Source organism: Blastococcus xanthinilyticus (assembly GCF_008124835.1).
GTDB lineage: Bacteria > Actinomycetota > Actinomycetes > Mycobacteriales > Geodermatophilaceae > Blastococcus > Blastococcus xanthinilyticus.
This window is the reverse complement of record NZ_VNHW01000001.1, coordinates 408,945-432,842: the sequence shown is the minus strand read 5'-3', so window position 1 is coordinate 432,842 and position 23,898 is coordinate 408,945. Positions and strand designations below refer to the sequence as shown.

At 74.7% G+C, this 23,898-nt stretch carries 22 protein-coding genes; 8 read left to right on the top strand and 14 right to left on the bottom strand.

From position 1 onward, the window contains the following. Nucleotides 1–324 precede the first annotated feature (324 nt). Nucleotides 325–2,403, bottom strand: a complete 2,079-nt coding sequence (locus BD833_RS01970; RefSeq protein WP_208092285.1) for a S9 family peptidase — start codon at nucleotides 2,401–2,403, stop codon at nucleotides 325–327. A gap of 95 nt (nucleotides 2,404–2,498) precedes the next feature. After that, nucleotides 2,499–3,224, bottom strand: a complete 726-nt coding sequence (locus BD833_RS01965; RefSeq protein WP_166531423.1) for an iron-dependent transcriptional repressor DtxR — start codon at nucleotides 3,222–3,224, stop codon at nucleotides 2,499–2,501. Between the two features lie 165 nt (nucleotides 3,225–3,389). Between BD833_RS01965 and BD833_RS01960 the strand changes: the two genes are divergently transcribed. Continuing rightward, on the top strand, nucleotides 3,390–4,571 hold the full coding sequence (locus BD833_RS01960; protein WP_166531422.1) for an acetoin utilization protein AcuC: 1,182 nt from the start codon (nucleotides 3,390–3,392) through the stop codon (nucleotides 4,569–4,571). Next, entirely contained in the window at nucleotides 4,564–7,260 is a 2,697-nt protein-coding gene (locus BD833_RS01955) for a bifunctional acetate--CoA ligase family protein/GNAT family N-acetyltransferase (protein ID WP_166531421.1), read from the top strand. The genes BD833_RS01960 and BD833_RS01955 overlap by 8 nt, the downstream gene beginning before the upstream one ends. A gap of 282 nt (nucleotides 7,261–7,542) precedes the next feature. On the opposite strand, the gene sigB is transcribed toward BD833_RS01955, so the two are convergent. Continuing rightward, nucleotides 7,543–8,529, bottom strand: coding sequence for an RNA polymerase sigma factor SigB (gene sigB, locus BD833_RS01950; RefSeq protein ID WP_166531420.1), 987 nt, complete (start codon nucleotides 8,527–8,529; stop codon nucleotides 7,543–7,545). 281 nt (nucleotides 8,530–8,810) lie between these two features. Then, the gene (gene dtd, locus BD833_RS01945; RefSeq protein WP_166531419.1) at nucleotides 8,811–9,242 is read right to left on the bottom strand and encodes a D-aminoacyl-tRNA deacylase; all 432 of its coding nucleotides are present in this window, start codon (nucleotides 9,240–9,242) and stop codon (nucleotides 8,811–8,813) included. 130 nt (nucleotides 9,243–9,372) lie between these two features. Between dtd and BD833_RS01940 the strand changes: the two genes are divergently transcribed. Next, nucleotides 9,373–10,134 (top strand): hypothetical protein, encoded by a 762-nt coding sequence (locus tag BD833_RS01940; protein WP_166531418.1) that lies wholly within the window; start codon nucleotides 9,373–9,375, stop codon nucleotides 10,132–10,134. Between the two features lie 15 nt (nucleotides 10,135–10,149). Here the strand turns inward: BD833_RS01940 and BD833_RS01935 are convergent, their stop codons facing one another. Next, on the bottom strand, nucleotides 10,150–10,569 hold the full coding sequence (locus BD833_RS01935; RefSeq protein WP_243737385.1) for an ATP-binding protein: 420 nt from the start codon (nucleotides 10,567–10,569) through the stop codon (nucleotides 10,150–10,152). 346 nt (nucleotides 10,570–10,915) lie between these two features. Here BD833_RS01935 and BD833_RS01930 point away from each other — a divergent pair, with 346 nt between their 5' ends. The 4 genes from BD833_RS01930 (at nucleotide 10,916) to BD833_RS01915 (ending at nucleotide 13,688) form a co-directional block, all read left to right on the top strand. After that, a complete protein-coding gene (locus BD833_RS01930) occupies nucleotides 10,916–11,716 on the top strand; it encodes a GAF and ANTAR domain-containing protein (RefSeq protein WP_166531416.1) in 801 nt (266 codons plus the stop codon). 114 nt (nucleotides 11,717–11,830) lie between these two features. Continuing rightward, a complete protein-coding gene (locus BD833_RS01925; protein WP_166531415.1) occupies nucleotides 11,831–12,568 on the top strand; it encodes a GAF and ANTAR domain-containing protein in 738 nt (245 codons plus the stop codon). Between the two features lie 82 nt (nucleotides 12,569–12,650). Continuing rightward, nucleotides 12,651–13,244 carry an HhH-GPD-type base excision DNA repair protein gene (locus BD833_RS01920; protein ID WP_166531414.1) on the top strand — a complete coding sequence of 198 codons (594 nt, stop codon included), beginning with the start codon at nucleotides 12,651–12,653 and terminating at the stop codon, nucleotides 13,242–13,244. 99 nt (nucleotides 13,245–13,343) lie between these two features. Further along, nucleotides 13,344–13,688 carry a DUF3099 domain-containing protein gene (locus BD833_RS01915; protein ID WP_243737384.1) on the top strand — a complete coding sequence of 115 codons (345 nt, stop codon included), beginning with the start codon at nucleotides 13,344–13,346 and terminating at the stop codon, nucleotides 13,686–13,688. A gap of 10 nt (nucleotides 13,689–13,698) precedes the next feature. On the opposite strand, the gene BD833_RS01910 is transcribed toward BD833_RS01915, so the two are convergent. The 6 genes from BD833_RS01910 to BD833_RS01885 form a co-directional block, all read right to left on the bottom strand. Beyond that, complete coding sequence (locus tag BD833_RS01910; protein ID WP_166531413.1) at nucleotides 13,699–14,544, bottom strand: ABC transporter ATP-binding protein; 846 nt, start codon at nucleotides 14,542–14,544, stop codon at nucleotides 13,699–13,701. 52 nt (nucleotides 14,545–14,596) lie between these two features. Continuing rightward, a complete protein-coding gene (locus tag BD833_RS01905; RefSeq protein ID WP_166531412.1) occupies nucleotides 14,597–15,643 on the bottom strand; it encodes a FecCD family ABC transporter permease in 1,047 nt (348 codons plus the stop codon). Further along, entirely contained in the window at nucleotides 15,640–16,683 is a 1,044-nt protein-coding gene (locus BD833_RS01900; protein ID WP_166531411.1) for a FecCD family ABC transporter permease, read from the bottom strand. Before BD833_RS01900 ends, BD833_RS01905 begins: the two co-directional genes overlap by 4 nt. Further along, nucleotides 16,680–17,705 carry an iron-siderophore ABC transporter substrate-binding protein gene (locus BD833_RS01895; RefSeq protein ID WP_166531410.1) on the bottom strand — a complete coding sequence of 342 codons (1,026 nt, stop codon included), beginning with the start codon at nucleotides 17,703–17,705 and terminating at the stop codon, nucleotides 16,680–16,682. Before BD833_RS01895 ends, BD833_RS01900 begins: the two co-directional genes overlap by 4 nt. Before the next feature lie 304 nt (nucleotides 17,706–18,009). Further along, nucleotides 18,010–18,891 carry a carbohydrate kinase family protein gene (locus BD833_RS01890; RefSeq protein WP_166531409.1) on the bottom strand — a complete coding sequence of 294 codons (882 nt, stop codon included), beginning with the start codon at nucleotides 18,889–18,891 and terminating at the stop codon, nucleotides 18,010–18,012. Between the two features lie 3 nt (nucleotides 18,892–18,894). Next, a complete protein-coding gene (locus BD833_RS01885; protein ID WP_166531408.1) occupies nucleotides 18,895–19,824 on the bottom strand; it encodes a pseudouridine-5'-phosphate glycosidase in 930 nt (309 codons plus the stop codon). Between the two features lie 91 nt (nucleotides 19,825–19,915). Between BD833_RS01885 and BD833_RS01880 the strand changes: the two genes are divergently transcribed. Beyond that, nucleotides 19,916–20,146, top strand: coding sequence for a DUF3039 domain-containing protein (locus BD833_RS01880; protein ID WP_166531407.1), 231 nt, complete (start codon nucleotides 19,916–19,918; stop codon nucleotides 20,144–20,146). An 11-nt stretch (nucleotides 20,147–20,157) separates the two neighbouring features. Here the strand turns inward: BD833_RS01880 and BD833_RS01875 are convergent, their stop codons facing one another. The 3 genes from BD833_RS01875 to BD833_RS01865 form a co-directional block, all read right to left on the bottom strand. Beyond that, a complete protein-coding gene (locus BD833_RS01875; RefSeq protein ID WP_166531406.1) occupies nucleotides 20,158–21,219 on the bottom strand; it encodes a YihY/virulence factor BrkB family protein in 1,062 nt (353 codons plus the stop codon). A 102-nt stretch (nucleotides 21,220–21,321) separates the two neighbouring features. Then, nucleotides 21,322–23,484: a VanW family protein gene (locus BD833_RS01870; protein ID WP_166531405.1), complete on the bottom strand. Its 2,163-nt coding sequence runs from the start codon at nucleotides 23,482–23,484 to the stop codon at nucleotides 21,322–21,324. A 142-nt stretch (nucleotides 23,485–23,626) separates the two neighbouring features. Beyond that, complete coding sequence (locus tag BD833_RS01865) at nucleotides 23,627–23,851, bottom strand: DUF7455 domain-containing protein (protein WP_014377049.1); 225 nt, start codon at nucleotides 23,849–23,851, stop codon at nucleotides 23,627–23,629. Nucleotides 23,852–23,898 lie beyond the last annotated feature (47 nt).

Below are 23,898 nucleotides of genomic sequence, written 5' to 3'. Positions count from 1 at the left end.
CGGTCGTCGCCCGGTGGAGCGGCGGACGCGACCGGGACGGCCACGATCCCCGCGACGGCGAAGGCCGTCGCGGTGGCGAGGGCGACGCCGGCGCGGAGGGGACGGTGGAGGAGCGGGCGAGGTCGCATACCGGGGTCTCCCGTCAGGGATGGCGATCGGTCCCGCGGTGAACGCGTGAGGGACTCGGATCGGGTCCCTGTCGGCCGCGAGCGGGCCGATGTGACGCACGGCACGTTAGCCACCGCAGCCGCCGGCCGCCACCCGCACCTCTCGCGTCACCTCGGTGCGGCCCGCCCGCGCCGCCTGCCGTCCCCACCGTCGGCGCTACAGCAGCGCGGGCCGCTCCCAGTCCTCGTCCAGCACGTGCTCGGCCAGGAAGGCGAGCACGGTCTCGTACCAGACCTGCGAGTTCCCGGGCGTGAAGACCCAGTGGTTCTCGTCGGGGAAGTACAGGAACTTCGCCGGGACGCCGCGCTTGCGCAGCCCGTACCAGAGGGCCAGCGCCTCGCCGATCGGCACCCGGTAGTCCTTGTCACCGTGGATGACCAGCATCGGGGTCCGGATCTGGTCGACGTAGCGGTGCGGGGAGTGCTGCTCGTAGCGGCGGGGCTCGGTGAACGGGTCGCCCCACTCCTTCTCCCAGTAGTACGCCGCGTCGGTGGTGCCGGTGAACGCCTCAAGGTTCCACAGGCTGGCGTGGGTGACGATGGCGGCGAACCGGTCGGTCTGCGTGGCGATCCAGTTGGCCATGTAGCCGCCGAAGGAACCGCCCATGGCCGCCGTGCGGGTGGCGTCGATGTCCGGTCGCTGCTCGGCCGCGTCGACCGCAGCCATGAGGTCGGTGTAGGGCGCGTCGCCCCACTCGCCCCAGCCGCGGCGGACGAACTCCTGCCCGAAGCCCTGCGACAGCGCTGGGTTGGGCAGGAGCACCGCGTAACCCTGCGCGGCCAGCACCCACGGGCACCAGCGCCACGACCAGGAGTTCCAGCTCATGAGGGGCCCGCCGTGCACCCAGAGCACCAGCGGCGCCGGCCGCTCCGCCGAGGCGCCCTCGGGCAGGACCAGCCAGGACTGCACCCGGGTGCCGTCGACGGCGGTCGCGTGCAACTCCTGCAGGGTTCCGGGCAGGCGGTCCACCGCCGCCGGGCCGGGCAGCGGCTCGGGGTCCTGGAGCGGTGCCGCCGGATCCAGCCGGACGGGCAGCGGCGGGGAGTCGTAGGCCGAGCGCAGGGCGTACAGGGCGCCGCCGTCGCGGGCCACCTGGAGATCGCTGTACGCGCCGTCGCCGGTCAGCCGGACCGGCTCGCCGCCGTCGAGGTCCACCCGGAAGACGCAGTGCCGGCCGTCCTCGTCGGCGAGGAAGTAGACGGCGTCGCCGGCGGCGGCGAACTGCGGTGCGCTCGGCCACCGGTCGAAGCCGGCGGTCAGCTCCCGGGCGCCGCTCTCGGCGACGTCCACCAGCAGCAGCGTGTAGTCCGGCGGCTCGGCGTAGCTGGACATCGCCTCCCGCACGCACACCACCTGGCTGCCGTCGGGGGAGAACGCGGCGGAGTGGATGTCGGCCAGCGGATCGTCGACGAGCACCCGCGTCCCGCCGTCGGCCGTGTCGGTGAGCACCAGCCGGCTGCGCCGGCCGGCGGGCCCGTCGGGCACCTCCTCGGTGCGCACCAGGGAGCGCCCGTCGGGGGACAGGGCGATGTCGTCGCCGGCGCCCGTGGGCGGCAGCGCCTCCGGGGTGAGGTCGCGGAGGACGGCCGGCGTCCCCCCGACCGGTTCCTCGTCGGCGCTCGGCCGGCCGGCCCAGAACAGGTGCGGAGCCGCCGGTCCGAGGTCGTGGTCCCAGTACCGCACCGGGTAGTCCTCGTGCAGGATCGCCGAGACCCCGGCGTCCTTGCGGCGCTTGCGCAGCTCCTGGTCGGCGTCGGGGTCCGAGCCGCCGGGCATCGTCCCGGCGACGACCACCACGTCGCCGCTCGCCGCGGCCACGGTGAAGGAGGAGATCCCGCCGGGCCGGCTGAGCACCGGGCGGGCCTCACCGCCACCCGGAGGCAGGCTCCACAGGGCCGGCCGCGGCTCGTCCTCGGCCGCCGCGTCCGGGTCCGGCCGGGCGGAGGTGAACAGCAGCGAGCCGTCGGGCGCCCACCGGGGCGCGCTCTCCCCGGGGGCGCTCCGGGTCAGCCGGCGGGCCGGGCGCGTGCCCTCCGGGTCCAGCTCCCAGATCGCCGACTGCCACTTCTTCCGCTCGGCGTCGAGCGTCTGCAGCGACACGGCCAGCCGCGACCCGTCGGCCGACAGCGCCAGCCCGCCGATGCGGGGCAGCGCGACGAAGTCCGACAGCCGGTGGAACGGCGTGGGCGCCGGCTCGGCGATCGGGTCGGCGGGGGGAGGAGCGGAGGAGCTCACCGGTGGCCTTCCTCGGAACGGCAGGGACCGCCTCACCGTAGTGAGCGGGTGGCCCCGGCGCGCCCGCGGTGGCCGTCCGCGGCTCCGTCGGCCGATCAGAGCAGCGGGGCCGCTTCCAGCGGGGTGAGCTCCTCGTCGACGGCGCTGACGAACATGTGCTGGGCGACCCCCGCGGGGAGCACGTAGCCGTCCAGGCTCACCGAGCCGTCGACCAGCTGGGCGGTCATCGTGACGCCCGCGCGGACCCCGTGCTCGGCCAGCGCGCGGAGCAGCGGCGCGTTCTCCTGCAGCTGCTCGCTGATCCGGCGGACGACGACCGGCCGGCCCTCGGCGGTGGCGGTGGTGGACAGCAGCGTCAGCGAGTCGAGCACCGCGGAGGTCTCCCCGCCGACGGGCTCGTCGCCACGCAGCGCCTCGAGCCCCGGGATCGGGTTGCCGAAGGGGGAGACCGTCGGGTTGCCCAGCAGCGAGAGCAGGCGGCGCTCGACCGCCTCGCTCATCACGTGCTCCCAGCGGCAGGCCTCCTCGTGCACGTCGGCGTAGTCCAGGCCGATGACGTCGACGAGCAGGCACTCGGCCAGCCGGTGCTTGCGCATCACCGCGGTCGCCAGGGCGCGCCCCTCGTCGGAGAGCTGCAGGTGCCGGTCGCCCTCGACGGTGAGCAGGCCGTCGCGCTCCATCCGGGCGACGGTCTGGCTCACCGTGGGGCCGCTCTGGTGGAGGCGCTCGGCGATCCGGGCGCGGAGGGGGACGATGCCCTCCTCCTCCAGCTCGAAGATGGTGCGGAGGTACATCTCCGTGGTGTCGATCAGGTCGTTCACAGGTACTCCTCCGGGTCGGAGGCCAGTCTACGGGGCGGCGGGACCCGGAGCGGTGATCCCGCGGGTGGTCTCGGCGGCGTACCCGCAGGCGGCCCACCCGGTAGCGTCCGGCGGGAGCAGGCGCACCCGGCCCACCCGGACCGGGCGCCGGCAGGGGGAGGGCCGATGAGCGACTCGGTGGCCGTCGTCTGGGACGACGCGTTGCTCGGCTACACGATGGGCGGGGACCACCCGCTGCACCCGGTGCGGCTGGACCTGACCATGCGCCTGGCCGATGGCCTCGGCGTCCTGCGCAGCGACCGGCTGCGGGTGCTCGCGCCGACTCCGGCGGGGGAGGACCTGCTCACCCTGGTGCACGACCCGCTGTACCTCGAGGCCGTCCGGCAGGCGCCGGTGGTGCCCGACATCGGCCACGGGATGGGCACCCCCGACAACCCGATCTTCCCGGACATGTACGACGCCGCGGCCCTGATCACCGGCGGCAGCGTGCTCGCCGCGCAGCAGGTGCACAGCGGTGCCGCGCAGCACGCGGTGAACATCTCCGGCGGGCTGCACCACGCCATGCGCGACCGGGCCTCGGGGTTCTGCGTCTTCAACGACGGCGCGGTCGCCATCGCCTGGCTGCTGGAGCAAGGCTACGAGCGGATCGCCTACGTCGACCTCGACGTCCACCACGGGGACGGCGTGCAGGCCGCGTTCTACGAGGACCCCCGGGTGCTGACCGTCAGCATCCACCAGACCCCGCTGACCCTGTTCCCCGGCACCGGCTACCCCGAGGAGACGGGGGACCCGGACAAGGCGCTGGGCAGCGCGGTCAACCTGGCCCTGCCCAACGGGACGGACGACTCCTCCTGGCTGCGCGCCTTCACCGCCGTCGTCCCCAGCGTCCTGAGGGCCTTCCAGCCGCAGATCATCGTCACCCAGTGCGGCTGCGACGCCCACCACGAGGACCCGCTCGCCGACCTCGCGCTCACCGTCGACGGGCAGCGGGCCAGTTACAAGGCCATGCACGAGCTCGCCCACCAGCTCTGCGACGGCCGGTGGATCGCGCTGGGCGGTGGCGGCTACGGGCTGGTCCGCTGCGTGCCGCGGGCGTGGACGCACCTGATCGCCGAGGTGAGCGGCTCCCCGCTGGACCCGGCCACGGAGATCCCGGAGTCCTGGCGCGAGGACGTCCTGCGCCGGGGGCTGCGGGCCCGCCCGCCCACGCACATGACCGAGGGCGGCTACACCGGCTTCTCGCGGTGGGACACCTTCACCGAGTCCCGCGTGGACCGGGCGATCATGCGCACCCGACGCGCCAGCTTCCCCTACTTCGGCCTCGACCCGGACGACCCCCGTGACTGAGCAGACCCCCGTCCAGGAGGAGAACCCGACCCCGCCGCCGGGCTGGGAGGCCGACATCGTCGCCGCCGACGGCGGGACGGTGCACCTGCGGCCGATCTGCCCGGAGGACGCCGAGGGCCTCAACGGCCTGATGGAGCGCAGCAGCGACCAGACCCGCTACTACCGCTTCTTCGGGCCGATGAAGCGGCTCTCGGACCGCGACCTGCACCGGTTCACCCACGTCGACCACGTCGACCGGGTGGCCTTCGTCGTGCTGCTGGGCGAGCAGATCGTCGCCGTGGGCCGCTACGACCGGTACCCCGGCACCGACGACGCCGAGGTGGCGTTCCTCGTGGAGGACGCCCACCAGGGCCGGGGCCTGGGCTCGGTCCTCCTCGAGCACCTGGCCGCCGCCGGCCGGGAACGCGGCATCACCCGCTTCGTCGCCGAGGTCCTGGCGCAGAACAGCAAGATGGTGCGGGTCTTCCGCGACGCCGGGTACAAGGCCGAGCGCTCCTACGAGGACGGCGTCGTCCACCTCACGTTCCCGATCGAGCAGACCGAGGACGCCCTCGCCGTCGCCTACGAGCGCGAGCAGCGCAGCGAGTCGCGGTCGATCGCGCGGCTGCTGACCCCCTCGTCGGTGGCCGTGGTCGGCGCCAGCAACGACGCCGGCAAGGTCGGCAACGCGGTCCTGCGGCACCTGCTGGACTACGGCTTCGCCGGGCCGGTCTACCCGGTGAACCCCGGGGCGCGACACGTGCGGGGAGTTCCCGCCTACGCCGACATCGAGTCCATCCCCGACGACGTCGACCTCGCGGTGCTGGCGGTCCCGGCCGACGAGGTCGCCGGGGTGGTCGAGGCCTGCCGCCGCAAGCGGGTCCGCGGGCTGGTGGTCATCTCCGGCGGTTTCGGCGAGTCCGGTCCCGAGGGGCGCGCCGCCGAGCGCGAGCTGGTGGCGTCCGCCCGGGCGTCGGGCATGCGGGTCGTCGGGCCGAACTGCCTGGGCATCGTCAACACCGACCCCGAGGTGCGGCTCAACGCCAGCCTCGCCCCGATGGTCCCCGGCCGCGGCCGGGTCGGCTTCTTCGCCCAGTCCGGCGCGCTCGGCGTCGCCCTGCTGGAGCGGGCCCGCAGCCGCGGCATCGGCCTGTCGACGTTCGTCTCCGCCGGGAACCGGGCCGACGTCAGCGGCAACGACCTGCTGCAGTACTGGGCCACCGACCCGGGCACCGAGGTGGTGCTGCTGCACCTGGAGAGCTTCGGCAACCCGCGCAAGTTCGCCCGGCTGGCCCGCACGGTGGGGCGCACCAAGCCCGTGGTGGCGGTGAAGAGCGGCCGGCACGTCGGGGTGACCCCCGGGCTGGCCGGCACCTCGGTGGCCGTGCCGGAGCAGTCGGTCGCAGCGCTGTTCGCCTCCGCCGGCGTCATCCGGGTGGAGACCGTCGCCCAGCTGTTCGACGTCGGCACCCTGCTGGCCCACCAGCCGCTGCCGGCCGGCGACCGGGTGGCGATCGTGGGCAACTCGACGGCCATCGGGGTACTCGTCGCCGACGCCGTCCTTGAGGAGGGGCTGGAGCTGTCGCACGAGGCGCCGGTGGACATCGGGGTCCAGGGCAGCCCGGAGGAGTTCCGCGCGGCGCTGCAGGCGGCGGTCGACGACGACGGCGTGGACGCCGTCGTGGCGGTCTTCCTGCCGCCGCTGATGGCCGGTTCGCACGAGTACGGACCGGCGCTGCGGGAGGTGTCGACGAGCTCGGGCAAGCCGATCGTCGCGAGCTTCCTCTCGACCGAGGGCATCCCGCCCGAGCTCGCCGTGTGCGACGAGGACGGCATGCCGCTGCGCGGCTCGGTGCCCTCGTACAGCACGCCCGAGCGGGCAGTGATCGCGCTGGCGAAGGCCTGCGAGTACGCCAGCTGGCGCCGCCGGCCGGTCGGTGAGGTGCCGGAGCTGCCCGACGTCGACGAGGCCGCCGCGCAGCGGATCGTGCACGGCGCGCTCGCCGAGGCGCCCGGCGGCAGGGAACTCACCGACGACGAGCTGATCGGGCTGCTGGGCGCCTACGGCGTGCCGCTGCTGGGCACCCGGACGGTCGCCGACGCCGATGCGGCGGTGGCCGCCGCCGACGCGGTCGGCTACCCCGTGGTGCTCAAGTCGACGGCGCCCTGGCTCCGGCACCGCTCCGACCTGGGCGGCGTGCGGCTGGACCTGCCCGACGCCGACGCGGTGCGCGCCGCCTTCGCCGCCATCCCGTCGGGCGACCCGGTGATCGTGCAGGAGATGGCCGCCCCGGGCGTGGCCGCGGTGGTGGAAATCGTCGATGACCCCTCGTTCGGCGCCCTGGTCAGCTTCGGCCTCGGGGGAGTGGCCACCGACCTGCTCGGCGACCGGGCGTACCGGACCCTGCCGCTCACCGACCTGGACGCCGCCGAGCTGGTGCGCTCACCGCGGGCGTTCCCGCTGCTGAACGGCTACCGCGGGTCCGAGCCGGTGGACCTCGCCGCGCTGGAGGACCTGGTGCTGCGCGTCGCCCGGCTGGCCGACGACCTCCCGGAGGTGCTGCGGCTGACGCTGGAGCCGGTGATCGTCGGCCCGCCGAACCCGTGGCACGGGGGACGGTCCCTCGTGGTGGCCGGCGGCACCGGACTGGTCGGCCCGCCCACGGCCCGCGTCGACCCGGGACCGAGACGGATGCGCAGCCCTGTCTGATCGCCGTCCTGGCTCACCATGACGGGTCCTGGCTCACCACCGGTGCTGAGCCAGGACCCCGAACGATCAGGTCACCTGATCATCATGACGACGAGAGCCCGGCCCCGGATCGGGGACGGGCTCTCGCGACCAGCGGTCAGGTCGCCGAGGTGAGCCGCTCCGCGAGCAACGGCGTCCTGACGCGGGGCCGCAGGCTCCCGGCAGGACGTCCGTGGACACGCTCAGCGCAGCCGGGGACGGCTCGTGGATGCGGTGTCGTCCGGAGGACGACAGTGTCATCGCTCAGGCGAGGTAATCCCGTAGCGCGTCGGCGCGCTGCGGGTCGCGCAGCTTGGCCATCGTCTCGCGCTCGATCTGCCGGACCCGCTCGCGGGAGAGACCGAACTGCTTGCCGATCTGCTCCAGCGTCCGGGGCTGGCCGCCGTCGAGGCCGAACCGCAGCACGACCACGTCGCGCTCCCGGTCCTCGAGGGTCGACAGGACCGTGCGGACGTCGCCCTTCATCATCTGGAAGGCGACGGCGTCCTCGGCGACGGCGGCGTCGGCGTCCTCGATGAAGTCACCCAGCCGGGACTCCTCGTCGGTGCCGACGGTCTGGTCGAGGCTGACCAGGTCGCGGCTGTACTCGAGGAGCTCGGTGATCCGCTCCTCGGGCAGGTCCAGCTCCAGGCCGAGCTCCTCGGCGGTGGGCTCCCGCTCGAGCTCCTGGTGCATGCGCCGGCGGGTCCGCACCACCTTGTTGACCTGCTCGGCCAGGTGGACCGGCAGCCGGATCGTGCGCCCGGAGTCGGCCATGGCGCGGGTGATGGCCTGCCGGATCCACCAGGTGGCGTAGGTCGAGAACTTGAAGCCCTTGGTGTAGTCGAACTTCTCGACGGCGCGGATCAGGCCGACGTTCCCCTCCTGGATCAGGTCCAGGAACGTCATGCCGTGGCCGGTGTAGCGCTTGGCGACGGAGACGACCAGGCGCAGGTTGGCCTCCAGCAGGTGGGCCTTCGCGGCCTTGCCGTCGGTGGCCAGCGTCTTGTAGTCCCGCCTGCGGGCAGGGGTCAGGCCCTGCTGCTCGCCGAGCAGCCGTTCGGCGTAGAGGCCGGCCTCGATCCGCTTGGCCAGCTCGACCTCCTGCTCCGCGGTGAGCAGAGCGGTCTTGCCGATGGTGTTGAGGTAGACCCGCACGAGGTCGGTGGAGACCAGCCCGCTGGTGTCGGGCTCCCGTCGGGGAGCGCGCACGTCCAGGGCGTCGGAGGGAGAGGACTGCAGCAGCGTCACGGTGGGTCTTCGTCCTTGCCTTCGGTTCGGATGCATCCGCCGGTCGTCGTCGTCGGCGGAGCGGATCCAGGCGTGGGAGCGGGGGCCACGGCTCCGGGGTCGCCGGCCGGTCCCGCCCTTGTCTGTCCGGTGTGGTACGCCCTGCACAACGGCTGCCACGGGGTCCGGTGTTCCGCAATTCGACCGTTCACAGCAAACCAACAGGGAGTGTTGTCGGTCACCCTCCGATACCCGACCGCCCCGCATCGCAGACATGTCATTTGTGCGACAACGGGGGCCGATCAGGTCTCCAGGAGCAGGGTCATCGGCCCCTCGTTCACCGACGAGACCCGCATGCTGGCGCCGAACGCGCCGGTGGCCACCGCCGCGCCGCGCCGGCGGAGCTCGGCCACCACCTCGTCGACCAGCGGTTCCGCGACCTCGCCGGGCGCGGCCGCCTGCCACGACGGGCGGCGACCCTTGCGGGTGTCGGCGTAGAGGGTGAACTGGCTGACCACCAGGACCGGTAGCTGGAGGTCGGCGGCGGAGACGGCGCCGTCCGGACCGGGGAAGATGCGCAGCTCGTGGATCTTCCGGGCCATCGCCCGGGCGGCGGGGACGTCGTCCCCGTGACCCACTCCGACCAGTGACAGCAGTCCCCGGCCGATCTCCCCGACGACGACGTCCCCCACCGTTACAGCCGCTGTACCGACCCGGCTCACCACCGCCCGCATGCCGCTGATCCTGCCGGTTCCAGGAGTTGCGGTGCGCGCGCGGGACCGCGGGGGCACGGTGGCGCGCGACCGGCTCCGGCGCTAGCTTGCGGGTCGATCGCCGACCGGACAGCGAAGGAGTTCGACCCCGTTGCCGGATTCCGCCGCGCTGACCGGGGCCGGACTGCCGCTGGGGCCCCTGGCGGCCGCGGGTGCGCTGGTGCTCGTGCAGCTGCTCGTCCCCCGGGTGCGCCGGCGGGTCTCCCCGCGCTCGGCGTGGTTCCACTCGCTGGCCGGCGGACTCGGCGTCGCCTACGTCTTCGGCCGCCTGCTGCCCGGTCTGGCGGGGTCGGCCGCACCTCCCGCGGAGGGCCGCGGGGGGCTGCCCGGGCTGCTGGAGACCCACGCGTTCCTGGTCGCGCTCGCCGGCCTGCTCGCCTACTACGCGGTGCTCGACTGGGCCCAGGACCGGGACCGCCGGGAGCGGCACGAGCAGGGCGGCCCACCGACTCCCTGGCCGTTCTGGGCGAGCGCCGTCCTGTACCTGCTGTTCAACGTCTTCGTCGGCTACCTGCTGGTGCACCAGGTGCGGCCCGGACCGGTCGAGCTGGTCCTCTACACGGTGGCGCTGTGCGCCCGGTACCTCACCGGCGAGATCGCGTTGCGTGACCAGGATCCGCGCGGCTACGACCGGCTGGTCCGGTGGGTGCTGGGCGCGGCGGTCCTGGCGGGGTGGGCGATCGGGGCCGCGGTCGACCTGGGGAACGCCGCGGTGAGCGTCTTCTCCGCGCTGCTGGCCGGCTCGATCGTGCTCACCAGCCTCAAGCAGCAGCTGCCCGGATCGGGGCGGGTGCGCTTCCCCGTGTTCCTGGGCTCCTGCCTGGCCTTCACCGCCCTGCTGCTGGCGCTGTAGCGGCGGGGGGAGCCCTCAGCCGCAGCCCGGCGTCCCCGCGTCCGGTGGCCCGGCGCTGCTGTGCGCCAGGCTCGCCCACACCAGCTTCCGGCCGTCCTCGACGGTCCAGCCGTGGTCGTCGCAGATCTTCGCGACGAGCGGCAGCCCGAGGCCGCCAAGAGCGGGGTCGCGGTCGCGCGCCGGCGCCGGTGGCCGGTCGGCCGCGGTGTCCCGGACCTCGAGCAGCCAGCACGCGCCGGTGCGGGTGACCACCACCTCGATCGGGGTGCCGCCGTGCCGCAGCGCGTTGGACACCAGTTCCTCGAACGCCAGCAGCAGCAGCTGCACGGCGCCCTCGTCGCAGCCGGCCGGGCGGGCGCCGTCGTGCAGCGCGGCGTTGAGCTGGCGGCGGGCGAGCGTGAGCTCCGCGAGCGTTCCCGGCTGCCACCGTCCCACGGCGGCGGAGCCGGCCGGTCTCGGAGGCGGCGCATGGCGAGCCCAGGGTGACGTGCTCATCGGCCGACCTCCACGGTCTGTGCCTCTGGTTGGACACAGGCCCTCGTTGGTGACGCGGTCGGCCTCGCCGTTCCGCTGGTGGTCCTGGCCGGGACACCTGGAGCCGACGGTACGCGCCGGTGCCGGTGCCCGCTGGGTCGGCGCGGGTACGCTCCGCCCAGGCCCGGGGACGCCCCGTGGCCGACCGTGCGTCCAGCAGCGGCGCGCCGTGCCAGCACGGGTCCCCAGATCGGGGTCCCGCGGCCGAGGTCACCCGCCCCGGTTCTTCCGACCGGAGGCCCCTGCCATGCCCAGCGAACCGCGAACCGAACCTGCCGACGTGGGCGAGGCCCTCGAGAGCCTGGGCCGCCTGTCCCTGCGGGAGCTCACGATGGAGGGTCTGCTGCAGACCGTGGCCGACCTGACCAAGTCCGTCCTGCCGGGGAGCCCGGAGGCATCGGTGTCCCTCCTCGTCCGGGGCGCTCCCACCACCGTGGTCTCCACCGGCCGGCTCGCCCGCGACGTCGACGAGTCGCAGTACGAGCACGGACACGGACCCTGCCTGCACGCGGCCCGCACCGGGGAACTCGTCGAGGTCGCCGACACCCGGACCGACCCGCGGTGGCCGGACTACATGCCCAGCGCGGTCGAGCAGGGCGCACTCAGCTCGCTGTCGGTCCCGCTCGGCATCGACCCCGACGCGCAGGTCTCCGGCGCGCTGAACATCTACGCGCGGCAGGCCCACGCCTTCGACGAGGACGCCCGCGCGGCGGCGGTCCGGTTCGGCCCGTACGCCGCGGTGGCGGCGGGCAACCTGCACGCCTACCAGAGCGCCCGCAGCATGGCGGACAACCTGCAGGTGGCCCTGGAGTCCCGGGCGGTGATCGACCAGGCCAAGGGAGTGCTCATCGAGCGCTACAAGCTCACGCCCGACCAGGCGTTCCAGCTGCTGGCCCGGGCGTCGATGAGCGCCAACCGGAAGGTCCGCGACATCGCCGACCAGCTGGTCCGGACCGGAGAGCTCCCCGCTGTGGTGCAGCGTGCTGACCGCGACCGGCCCAGCCGTGCGCCGGCTCGCCCGGGTCCGGATCCTCGACCACACTCCTGAGCAGCCGCCCTCGTTCCCCGGGGGGCCGGGGCGGTCAGGCCTCGTCGCTCCAAGTCCGGGGCGGCGGGGCCGTCGCGCCGCCCGTCCGGTGTCCGGAGGCGATAGCGTCCTGACATGGCAGCCGCGGCGAGCGATCCCCGGGGAACGCCCGGCGCGACGCACCTGGCCGACGTGATGAGCCGCACCGCCCGCCGCCTCCAGGAGGAGCACGGTGACGTGGAGGCCACGCTGCAGGCCGTGACCGTCACCGCCGTCGAGATCGTGCCCGGCGCGGCGGGGTGCAGCATCAGCTACGTCATCGGCCGGTCGACGGTCGAGCCGCGCGCGTCGACGGGGGACCTGTCCCGGTCGCTCGACCTCCTCCAGGGACGGCTGGGTCAGGGGCCGTGCATGGACGCCGTCTGGGAGACCGACGCCGTCCGGGTCGACGACCTGGCCGCGGACGACCGCTGGCCGCTGTTCGCGCGGGAGGCGGCCGGGCGCGGTGTCGGGAGCATGCTGTGCTTCCGGCTCTTCGTGGAGCGGAACCGGCTGGGTGCGATGAATCTGTACGGCCGGAAGCCGGGCACCTTCGACGACGTGAGCCAGGACGTCGGTCACCTGCTCGCGGCCCACGCGGCGGTCGCGTTGGCCGGTGCGGAGCACGAGGCGCAGCTGCGCGCCGCCGTGGGCAGCCGGGATGCCATCGGGCAGGCCAAGGGCATCCTGATGGAGCGGCACAAGCTCACCGCCGACCAGGCCTTCGCCGTGCTCGCCCGGGTCTCGCAGGAGCTGAACCGGAAGCTCACGGACGTCGCCGCCGAGCTCACCGACACCGGCGCGGTGCCCGGCGGGGCCCGCCGCCGGGACTGACCACCTCGCCGGCTCCCGTTCCCCGGCCGGAGCGGGGAGGCGGGCTTCCCCGCCGCGGAGCCGATGCGGCACGATCTCGGGCGTGCCGACCCTCCGCATCGCCCAGGACGCCGCCGCCGACGAGCTGCTCGGCCGGGACCCGCTCGCGCTGCTGATCGGGATGCTGCTGGACCAGCAGTTCCCCATGGAGCGGGCGTTCGGGGCGCCGCGGCTGCTCGCCGACCGGCTGGGCGTGGACGCCCTCTCGGCCGAGCAGCTCGCGGCGATGGACCCCGAGCAGCTCGTCCGCCTCTTCCAGGGGCCGCCGGCGCTGCACCGCTACCCCGGGTCGATGGCCGGGCGCACCCAGGAGGTGTGCCGGGCGCTGGTGGCCGAGCACCGCGGGCGGGTCGAGGGGCTGTGGGCCGACGGCCCCGACGGGCGCACGCTGCTGAAGCGGCTGAACGCGCTGCCGGGGTTCGGCGCGCAGAAGTCGAAGATCTTCCTCGCGCTGCTCGGCAAGCAGTACGGCGTCACCCCGCCGGGCTGGCGGGAGGCCGCCGGGGACTACGGCGTGGACGGCTCGCGCCGATCGGTCGCCGACATCACCGGGCCGGAGACGCTGGCCGAGGTGCGGGCGGTCAAGCAGGAGCAGAAGCAGGCCGCGAAGGCGGCGAAGCAGGCCGCCGGCAGCTGATCGCCGGGCTCCTGCACGGGGCCCTCGGCGGTGGCACCATGGGGGTGGTCCGGGAGCCGGCGCGCGGAGGCGCGCAGGCACCGGCCGGCGGAGGGAAAGGTGCTCGTGGCATCGAGCCAGCAGTTCTCACGCTCGCGCAGGCCCGAGCCGGTGGTCATCACCGAGGCGGCTCCGAGCCTGGGCGACCAGCAGGCCGCCCGCAAGCGGCGCTACGCGATCACCATGGCCGTCCGCGGTCTGGCCCTGGTGCTGGCCGCCGTCTTCTACCAGACGGTCTGGCTGATGATCATCCTGGCGATCCTCGGCACGGTGCTGCCCTGGATCGCCGTCGTCATGGCCAACGACCGGCCGCCCAAGCCCCGGACCCGGCTGGCCGGGGTCGATGCCCGGCCCGACCGGGTGCTGGAGAACCCCGCACGGTCCGGGCGGGTCATCGAGGGCTGAGCGGCCGCGCTCAGGCCGGCCCGGCCGCCCCGTCGCCGGCGGAGGCACCGGCCGGCTCCCGCACGTGGTGGCGCCCCAGCGGCAGCATGAGCGGCCGGCCCGAGGTCGGGTCGACCACGACGCGGCTGTCCAGGCCGAACACCACCCGCACGCACTCCTCGGTGAGCACGTCGGACGGGCTCCCGGCGGCGTGCAGCTGCCCCTCGGTCAGGGCCACCAGGTGGTCGGCGTAGCGCGCCGCCAGGTTCAGGTCGTGCAGCACCATGACGATGGTCGTGCCGCGCGCCCGGTTGAGGTCGGTGAGCAGGTCGAGCACCTCGATCTGGTGGCTCACGTCGAGGAACGTCGTGGGCTCGTCGAGCAGCAGCAGGTCGGTCTGCTGGGCCAGCGCCATCGCGATCCACACCCGTTGGCGCTGGCCACCGGAGAGCTCGTCGACCGCCCGGTCGGCCAGCTCGGTGGTCTGCGTGGCCTCCAGCGCGGCGGCCACCGCGGCGTCGTCCTCCCGGCTCCACCGGGAGAACACGCCCTGGTGCGGGTTCCGACCGCGGCCGACGAGGTCGGCGACGGTGATGCCCTCCGGCGCGATCGGTGACTGCGGCAGCAGCCCCAAGGTGCGCGCCAGCTCCTTCGCGGGCAGCCGGTGCACGGCCTTGCCGTCGAGCAGCACCTGGCCGGACCGCGGGGCGAGCAGCCGGGTCATGGCGCGCAGCAGGGTGGACTTGCCGCAGGCGTTGGCCCCGACGATCGCGGTGATCCGGCCCGGGGGCACCACGAGGTCCAGGTCCTCGATGACGGTGCGCTCGCCGTAGCCGAGGGTCAGCTTCTCGGCGGCGAGCGTGTGGGTGGTGGTCATCGCGTTCTCCGTTCGCTCGCGTGCGGCGCAGTCGCCAGTGCAGCACCGCCCCTCACAGCGAGCCTCCGGCCCGGTTGGTGCGGACGATCAGGTAGATGAGGTACGGCGCGCCGAGCACCCCGGTGACGACGCCGACCGGGTACCGGGTGCCCAGCGCGAACTGGCCGACCAGATCGGCGACCAGCACCAGCAGCGCGCCCACCAGCGCGGCCGGGAGCAGCAGCGAGCCGTGCGGACCCACGATGCGCGCCGCGATCGGGCCGGCGAGGAACGACACGAAGGCGATCGGCCCGCAGGCCGCGGTGGCGAAGGCGAGCAGGCCGACCGCGGCGACGATCACCACCACCCGGGTGCGGTCGACGCGGATGCCGAGCGCGGAGGCGGTGTCGTCACCGAGCTGGAGCGCCGCGAGCTGGCGGGCGCAGGCCAGCAGCAGCGGGCCGAGTACGAGCAGGGCGACCAGGGCGGGCACGGTCGCCTCCCAGGTCGTGCCGTTGAGGCTGCCGGTGAGCCAGCGCAGCGCCTCGGCGAAGTCCCAGGCCCCGGCCTCGGACAGCACCCAGGAGATGAGGCTGCGCGACATCGCGGCCACGCCGATGCCGATCAGGATCAGCCGGGTGCCGACGACGCCGTCCTTGAAGGCCAGGCCGTAGATCGCCATGGCGACGCCGAGGGCGGCGACGATCGCGGTGACCGAGACGGCGCTGCCGCTCCAGCCGAGCACCACGATGGCGAACGCGGCCGCGGCGCTGGCGCCGGAGGTGATCCCGATGACGTCGGGGCTGGCCAGCGGGTTGCGCAGCATCGTCTGGAAGGTGACGCCGGCCAGGCCGAAGGCGAGCCCCGCCACGACGGCCAGGACCGCACGCGGCAGCCGCAGCCGGCCGACGGTGAACGAGGCGCCCGGCACCTCCTGGCCGAGCACGACGCGCAGCACGTCGCCGGGTGGGTAGAACGTGCGCCCGACCATGAGCGTGACGGCGAAGGCGACGACGACCAGCACCGCGAGGACGGCGATGACGCTGCGCCGGCGGGCGGCACGGCGGACCCGACCGCGGGCGACGGCGTCGATGGTGGCCGGTGCGACGACGGCGGTCACAGCTCGCGCACCTTCTGTCGGCGGACGATCCAGATGAAGAACGGGGCACCGATCAGGGCGGTGAGGATGCCGACGTCGAGCTCCCCGGGGCGGGCGACAACCCGGCCGACCACGTCGGCGGCGGTGAGCAGCGCGGCGCCGGTCAGCGCGGAGAAGGGCAGCAGCCACCGGTGGTCGACGCCGACCAGCAGCCGGCACAGGTGCGGGACGACCAGGCCCACGAACGCGATGGGCCCGGCGACGGCGGTGGCGGCGCCGCAGAGCAGCACCGAGCCGAGAGCCGCCACGCCGCGGACCAGCGCCACCCGCTCGCCGAGGCCGGCTGCCAGCTCGTCGCCGAGCGCGAGGGAGTTGAGGCTCCGGGCCGACAGCAGGCTGACGGCCAGGCCCACGAGGAGGAAGGGCAGCACGGTGCCGATGCGGTCGAACGTGGCGCCGCCGACCCCACCGATCTCCCAGGACTGGATGCTTTCGGCGATGTCACCACGGGGCAGGGTGATGGCGGTGACGAACGAGGTGAGCGCGGCCGCGGTGGCCGCGCCGGCCAGGGCGAGCTTGAGCGGCGTGGGCCCGCCCCGGCCCAGGGAGCCCACGGCGTAGACGAACACCGCCGCGACGCCGGCACCGGCGATCGCCGTCCAGACGATCGCGGTCTCGGAGAACAGGCCGAACCAGGCGAACCCGGCGACGACGGCGAGCGAGGCGCCCATGTTGATGCCCAGGACGCCGGGGTCGGCCAGCGGGTTGCGGGTGACGCCCTGCATCACCGCGCCCGAGAGCCCCAGCGCGGCGCCGACGACGACCGCCAGCGCGGTGCGCGGGATGCGCTTGGTCACCGCCGCCTCGCCGATGGTCTCCGAGGAGCCCCCGAGGGCGGCGACGATGTCGGCCCACCCGACGCCACGGGACCCGATGGCGACGGAGGTCGCCAGCAGCGCGCCGAGGACGGCGAGCACGACGAGCAGCCACAGGACGCGCGCCGGCCCCGGGCGCCGCACGAGGGCGGCGTCCGGGGCCGGCGCGGTGCCGGTCGAGGTCACGGAGCCTTGGCGGCGGCCTCGGCGAGCATGCCGACGTAGTCCTCGAGCACCCACGGGATGGCGAGCGGGGTCGGGTTCGCGGCGGTGCCCAGCGGGGTGTTGGGCAGCAGCACGATCGACCCGTTCCGGACGGCGGGCATCTGGGACAGCAGGGGGTCGGCCTCCAGCGCGTCGACCAGCTCCTGGTCGCCGTAGGTCACGATCATCTCGACGTCACCCAGGGTGTCGATCTGCTCGGCGCTGATCGAGCCGGAGAACTTGTCCGGGTCGGTGGACGCCGCCGTGATGCTCGCGGGGGTGGCGAGCCCGAGGTCCTCGAAGAACGCGGCGCGGGTGTCGGCCGGGGTGTAGTAGCTGACCTCGCTCAGGTCCGTGGTGTCCACGTGGGTCATGAACATCGTGGCGGTGCCCGCGAGCTCGGGGTGCTCGGCGGCGGCGTCGTCGATCTCCTGCTCGAGGCTCTCGATCAGCTCCGCCCCCTCCTCGGCCATGCCCATGCCGGCGGCGTTGACCTCGATCATGTCCTGCCACGGGGTCGCCCACGGCGCCTCCGGGTAGGCGACGACCGGCGCGATGTCGCTGAGGGTGTCGTAGTCCTCCTGCGTCAGCCCCGAGTACCCGGCGAGGATGACGTCGGGGTCGGTGTCGGCGACCGCCTCGAAGTCGATGCCGTCGGTCTCGTCGAACAGCACCGGCGTCTCGGCGTCGAGCTCCTCGAGGCGCTCCTCCACCCACGGCAGCAGGCCGTTGCCGTCGTCGTCGCCGAAGTTGGCGGCGGCCATGCCGACGGGGACGACCCCGAGCGCCAGCGGCACCTCGTGGTTGGCCCACTGCACCGTCGCGACCCGCTCGGGCTTCTCCTCGATCGTGGTCGTGCCGAGCGCGTGCTCGATGGTGACCGGGGTCCAGTCCTCCGAGCTCTCGGGGGTGGTCTCGGCGGACGAGGTCGACGAGCAGGCGGCCAGCCCGCCCGTGAGCAGTGCGGCGCTGGCGACGGCGACCAGTCGTGGGGCGCGGTGCATGATGTCCTTCCGGTCGGAGCCCGGCGTGGCGGGGTATTGAGGTAAGCCTCGCCTAACCTAGGTCATGGGCGATTCCGCGCAGGTCACGATCGCGTAACGGCCGGTCGCCCGGGGCGGCTCCCGCCGCGATGGCCCGGGGCGGCTCACGCCGCCTCGTCCGGGGCGGCTCCCGCCGCGATGGCCCGGGGCGGCTCACGCCGCCTCGTCCGGGGCGGCTCCCGCCGCGATGGCCCGGGGCGGCTCACGCCGCCTCGTCCGGGGCGGCTCCCGCCGCGATGGCCCGGGCGGCTCCCGCCGCGGCGGCCTACCGGGCCCCGGGACGGCGGACGACGGCGGCCGCGCGGACCAGCCCCGCATCGAGCGCCGCCGCCGGATCCCCGTCCGGGTCGGCCAGCCACGCGCCCAGCAGCCCGGCGGCGAACGCGTCGCCGGCGCCGGTGGTGTCCACGACCGTCGTCGGGTGGGCCGGCCGGTGCACCAGCGCGTCGCCGGACGCCCACAGCGCGCCCTCCGCGCCCAGCGTGACCACGGCGATCCGGTGGCGGGCGGCCAGCGCCCGGGCCGCGGCCGCGACGTCCGCGCACCCGGTCAGCAGCCGCGCCTCGTCGGCGTTGGGCAGCACCAGCGTGGCCGCGGCGGTGTCGCCCAGCAAGCGGTCCACCCCGTACCCGCGCAGCGGGCCGGTGGACGCCGGGTCGACCGACACCGTGCACCCCGCCGCGGTGGCGGCCGCGACCGCGGCCAGGCCGGCGCCGCGCGGGCGCGGGTCCAGCAGGGTGTAGCCGGACAGGTGCAGGTGCCCGCCGGGTGCGGGGGCGGGGACGTCGGACGGCCGCAGCTCCAGGTTCGCGCCGCGGTCGGCCAGCATGCTGCGCTGCCCGTCGGGCTCCACCAGGCTGACGATGGTGCCGGTCGGCGCACCCGGCACCACCCGCAGCCGCGCGTCCACCCCCGCCTCGGTGAGCTCGGCGACCAGCCCGGCGCCGGGCGCGTCGTCCCCGATGCACCCGGCCAGCACCGTCGGCACCCCCTGCCGGGCCAGGTGGACGGCGACGTTGGCCCCGGCGCCGCCGCCGCGGCTGCGGATCGACGCGGGCCGGTCCGAGCCGGGCGCCGGCGCCCCGGAGAGGAGCACCACCACGTCTGTGGCGACGTCACCGACGACGACGACCGGGAGCTGCGCCACGGCTCAGGCGGGGAGGGCGGCCAGCGCCGCGGCGATCCGGCCGGCCAGCTCCGCGTTGCGCAGCACCAGGCGGACGTTCACCGCGAGCGTGGCGCCGTCGCTGGCCCGGTGCAGGTGGTCGAGCACGAAGGGGGTCACGGCCTTGCCGCGGACGCCGGCCGCATCGGCCGCCGCCAGCGCGTCGGCGATGACCCGGTCGTGCAGCTCCGGGTCCAGCTGCTCGTCCGCCGGCAGCGGGTTGGCGACGACGACCGCTCCGGGGGCGAGACCGCGGCGGGCGGCGAAGACCGCCGCGGCCTGCCCGGCGTCGGTGACCGACCAGTCCAGCGTGGCACCGGAGTCGGCCACGTAGAAGCCGGGGAACGTGGTGGTCCCGAAGCCGACGACGGTCACCGACAGCGACTCCAGCCGCTCGAGCGTGGCCGGCACGTCCAGGATCGACTTCACCCCGGCGCAGACCACCACCAGCGACGTGCGCGACAGTGCGGTCAGGTCCGCGGACTCGTCGAACGTCTCGGCGGACTGCCGGTGCACCCCGCCGAGCCCGCCGGTGGCGAAGACGCCGATGCCGGCCGCCTCGGCCAGGAGTGCCGTGCTCGACACCGTGGTGGCGCCGCTGATGCCCAGGGCGGCGGCGACGGGCAGGTCGCGCACGCCCAGCTTGGCCAGGTCGGGATCGGCGCAGACGCGGTCGACCTGGTCGGCGGTCAGCCCGACGTGCGGAACCCCGTCGAGCACGGCGATCGTCGCCGGTACCGCGCCACCGGCGCGGACGGCGGACTCGACCTGGTCCGCGGCCGCGCGGTTGTCGGGGCGGGGCAGCCCGTGCGCCAGCAGCGTGCTCTCCAGCGCGACCACCGGACGGCCGGCGCCCAGGGCGTCGGCCACCTCGGGGGAGAGGACGGGGCGGGGAGCGGGGTTCGCGACGGGCACCCTGTCATCATGGTCGGCGGGTGCGGGAGCCCCGCGGCAGGCCCTGTCGCGCGGCGACCGCCCGCCCCGACCGTCGAGCAGGGAGCCCCGCATGAGCAGCAGCGACATCCTCGAGCGGCCCGACGTCCGCGAATCGGACACCGGCAACGCCAACGAGGTCTTCCACTACGTCCGGAAGAACAAGATCGCCGAGAGCGCGGTCATGGGCACGATGGTCGAGGCGCTGTGCGGTGAGGTCTTCCCGGTGACCAAGAGCCCCAAGCCCGGCAGCCCGGTGTGCCCGGCCTGCAAGGAGGTCTACGAGAGCCTCAAGAAGGACTGACCGCCCTTCTCTCACCGCAGACCCAGGCGCCGCGCCTCCGAGTCCAGCTTCGCCTGCCGGCGCGCCTTCCGGCGGCGGTCGTGGCGGCGCAGCGGCGCGGGCCAGCGCGCCTGGATGGTGGCGTTGAGCTCGGCGCCCAGGAGCACCGCCATGCCGAAGAAGAAGCAGAACAGCAGCGCGCCGATCGGGGCCGCGAGCGCCCCGTAGGGCAGGGCGGTGGTGAGGATGTCGGTGACGTACGAGCGCACCAGCACGGCGGCGACGAGGAAGAACACCAGGCTGAGCAGGGCACCGGGGAGGTGCCGCCGCCACGGCAGCCGGTTGGGCAGCACGACGTGGAAGAAGCTGGTCAGCGCGAGCAGCAGGCCCACCACGACGATCGGCCAGTAGACGGCGCCGATCAGCGTGTCGGTGGTGCTCCGCCAGTCCGGCGGCACCAGCTGGACGAGCACGCCCCGGCCGAGCACCAGCAGCGGCAGCGTCAGCACCGCCAGGACCATGCCGACGACGAACAGCCACAGCGCCTTCAGCCGGGTGCGGATCGGCCCCCGCACGTCGCGCTGGTCGTAGGCGATGACGATCGTGTTCATGAACGTCGCGGTGGCCGAGGACCCGGCCCAGAGGGCCACGAGGAAGCCCACGCTGACGACCTCGAGCCGGCCCGAGCCGAGGATGTCGGACAGGGTGGGGGCGACGAGGTCGTCGACGACGTCGGAGGTGAGGACCTCGGCGGAGGCGCTGAGCAGCTGCTCCTCGATCTGGCGGACGGCGTCCGCGCCGATCAGCGCCCCCAGGTAGCCGAGCGACCCGAGCAGCCCGATGAGCAGCGGCGGCACGGACAGGATCTGCCAGAACGCCGCCTCGGCCGACAGCCCGAGGATCCGGTCCTGCCAGGCCTTGGCCAGCGCCCGGCCGATCACCTGCAGCGGCACCCGTAGCGGCGCCGGCCAGCGGCGGAGCTTCGACGGCGCGGTTCCCTCGGCCCGGGAGGCACCGGTGGCGCCGGGACCGGAGATGACCGGCTCGTCCACCTCGGCCCGGGCGGGCGTGCCGCTGGGCAGGACGGCGCTCACCTGCCCAGTGTGCACGTCAGCGGCCTGCCTGCCGCGTCCGGTGCCGAGGGGGAAGGCGCCGCTGCCCCGCCGTCCGGCCACCCGCGGCCGGGCCGGGCGACGTCAGCCCGGCGCCGGTGCGCCACCGGGCGCCGTTCCCGGCGGGGCGGCCGGGTCGGGCACCGGGACGCAGTTGATGACCGGCTCGGCCGCGTACCGGGTCTGGAAGTCCTCGCGCTGGAGCTCGGCGCCCGTGGTCAGGTCGCGGAAGACGCGGGTGACCGTGATGTCGAACCCGGTGGTCCCGGCCTGCGGCTTGCAGGTCGGGCTGGCGGGCTTGTCCTGCACCACGGGCTGGCGCAGGTTGTACCGGTCGCTGCTGACCGACTCGATCTCGTACCGCTTGGTCCCGTAGAAGGTGACCGTCAGGGAGCCCGGCGTCCAGGCGGTGTCGACGTACACGCCGGTGTCGCTGTCGTTGCGCCACTTGAGGTCGATCGAGTCGTAGTACACGGTCGCCTCGCGGCCGGCCGGGTAGCGGCTGATGTAGTAGCTGTGCGGCTTGTGGAAGACGTCCTCGAGCCCGGCGAAGAAGACCGCGTTGAACATCGTGGTCGCGAACTGGCTGATCCCGCCGCCGACGGCGGTGGTGAACTCGCCGTTGTTGATGACGCCGGCCTCGACGTACCCCTGCGCCACCCCGCGCGGCCCGGTGAAGCCGTTGAGGCTGAACGTCTCGCCCGGCATGATCACCGCGCCGTCGACCTCCTGGGCCACCACGCGGATGTTCTCCCCGCTCGCGGCGTTGCCGATCTTGGTGGTGAAGCTGGAGATCTCCTCCTTGATGCCGAGCGCCTCCGCCTCGGCGGTGGTGAACTCCGCGGGCACCGGCCCCAGCTCCGCGGTCACCGAGCGCGGCGCCGGGGCGTCGAGCACGGGGAGCAGCTGCTCGACCAGGTGGTCCGGCGCGATGCCGGTGCCGTCCACCGAGGGGACGATGCTGACCGCGCCGCCGGACACCTCGAAGTCCGCGTCCTGCGCCGGGGTGCCGAAGACGCCCAGCTCATCGCCGAGGGCGGTCTGCAGCGCCGCCGGGTCCAGCCCGACGACCAGCTCGCCGTCCTCCTGCGGGGTGAAGGTCAGGGCGGTCGCGATGGCCTCCACCGGGACCTCCGCGGACGTGCCGCCGTCCTGGCTGACCACGGTGACCGGCGCGGCGAGGGCCGGGGTGACCGTCTCCTCGAGCACCCGCCCGGCCTCCGCGGCGTCCACGTCGACCGGGCTCACCTGGACCGGCAGCTCGATCGGCGTCTCCGGGTCCCCGCCCGACGCCAGCGCGTCGGTGATGGCGTCGGCCGCGCTGTCGCGGTCCAGCGCACGGCCGTCCGCGGGCTCGACCACCGACGGGGTGGTGCCCTCGATCGCGATCGTGGCGTCCTGCGGGGCGCGGTCCACCTGCGCGGCGATGCCCTCGATCTGGGCCGCCAGCGCGGTCTCCTCGCCGCTGATGACCGGCTCGACCTCGCGGTCGGCCACCAGGGTGACCAGACGGGTCCAGGGGTTGAGGGGCTGGTCGTCGATGGCATCCACGGTGCCGGGGACGTCGAGGGCGATCCCCGCGGCCGCGGGGGAGAGGGGAGCGGTCACGTCGGCGGCGACGACGGTGTGGTCCGCGGTCACCCGGGGGGCGAGCTGCTCCTCCAGCCGCTGGGCCGCCGCGGCCGGCGTGAGGCCGCCCACGTCGACGCCGGCGACCACGGTGTTCCGCGGGATCTCGCCCGAGGCCAGCGCCAGGTCGGCCCCGTAGGCGAGGCCCAGCACGACGAGCACCCCGGCGGGGACCAGCGCGGCGCGCCGCCGCCACCACGGGCCGCGGTCGGCGCCGGCCGGGGCGTCGTCCTCCGGCGGGGGAGCGGACGGCCCGTCGGTACCCGGCTCGTCCTCCAGGGGCGGGACGACGGCGGTGCGCTGCGTGGCGTGGTCGTCCTCGGCCTCCGGCGCGGCGGGGGCCCGGCCCATGCGCTGGGTGTGGTCGGCCTCGTCGTCCCCGGTCGGCTGGGGCACCTCGCCGGCCTCGTCTCCGCCCGTGGCGGGCGCCTCCGGCTGGGGCGCCTCCGGCTGGGCCGCCCCGGATCCGGTGGCCGGCCAGTCGCGGCCCACGGGCCGGGTGTCGTCGGGCTCGCCGCCGAACCCGGTGGCCGGGCCGGCCACCGGCGGCGGAGCACCGGCGCCCTCGTCGGCGCGCATGCGCACCGTCTCGTCGGGCGCCTGGGACTGCTGGGACATGGGGGGTTCCTCCGGTCGCCGCCGACCGGGGGTCCCCGGAGACGACGGAGCCGCCGGCCCGACACCCGCACCAGGCGGGGTGTCGGACGCGGCGGCGTCGTCGGGTGAGGCGGTCATCGCGGGCGCGACGATATCGCCTCTCTCACGCGGTTACGTGCTGCTCGCCCTCTGTGTCGATGATGTCGACGGCGATGTCGCGGAGCTTGCTCTCGTACTCACGGGCGTGGTGCCCGCAGAACACGAGATCGCTGCCGCTGGCGAGCACGACACGAACCTTGGCCAGGGCGCCACAACGGTCGCAGTGGAAGGGCACGACCAGGTCGTCGGCGGCGGGGGTCGTCGTCAGCGTCTGGGTCATCTGGGTCATCACTCGCTCTCTACCGCACGGACCCGCGGCTGCGGATCGGCCTCCTG

Excerpts from the sequence above, each read along its gene's own strand:
- BD833_RS01960 (WP_166531422.1), top strand. The coding sequence starts at position 3,390 with ATGAGCGACTCGGTGGCCGTCGTCTGGGACGACGCGTTGCTCGGCTAC.
- dtd (WP_166531419.1), bottom strand. The coding sequence starts at position 9,242 with ATGCGGGCGGTGGTGAGCCGGGTCGGTACAGCGGCTGTAACGGTGGGG.
- BD833_RS01930 (WP_166531416.1), top strand. The coding sequence starts at position 10,916 with ATGCCCAGCGAACCGCGAACCGAACCTGCCGACGTGGGCGAGGCCCTC.
- BD833_RS01925 (WP_166531415.1), top strand. The coding sequence starts at position 11,831 with ATGGCAGCCGCGGCGAGCGATCCCCGGGGAACGCCCGGCGCGACGCAC.
- BD833_RS01910 (WP_166531413.1), bottom strand. The coding sequence starts at position 14,544 with ATGACCACCACCCACACGCTCGCCGCCGAGAAGCTGACCCTCGGCTAC.
- BD833_RS01895 (WP_166531410.1), bottom strand. The coding sequence starts at position 17,705 with ATGCACCGCGCCCCACGACTGGTCGCCGTCGCCAGCGCCGCACTGCTC.
- BD833_RS01880 (WP_166531407.1), top strand. The coding sequence starts at position 19,916 with ATGAGCAGCAGCGACATCCTCGAGCGGCCCGACGTCCGCGAATCGGAC.
- BD833_RS01870 (WP_166531405.1), bottom strand. The coding sequence starts at position 23,484 with ATGTCCCAGCAGTCCCAGGCGCCCGACGAGACGGTGCGCATGCGCGCC.
- BD833_RS01865 (WP_014377049.1), bottom strand. The coding sequence starts at position 23,851 with ATGACCCAGATGACCCAGACGCTGACGACGACCCCCGCCGCCGACGAC.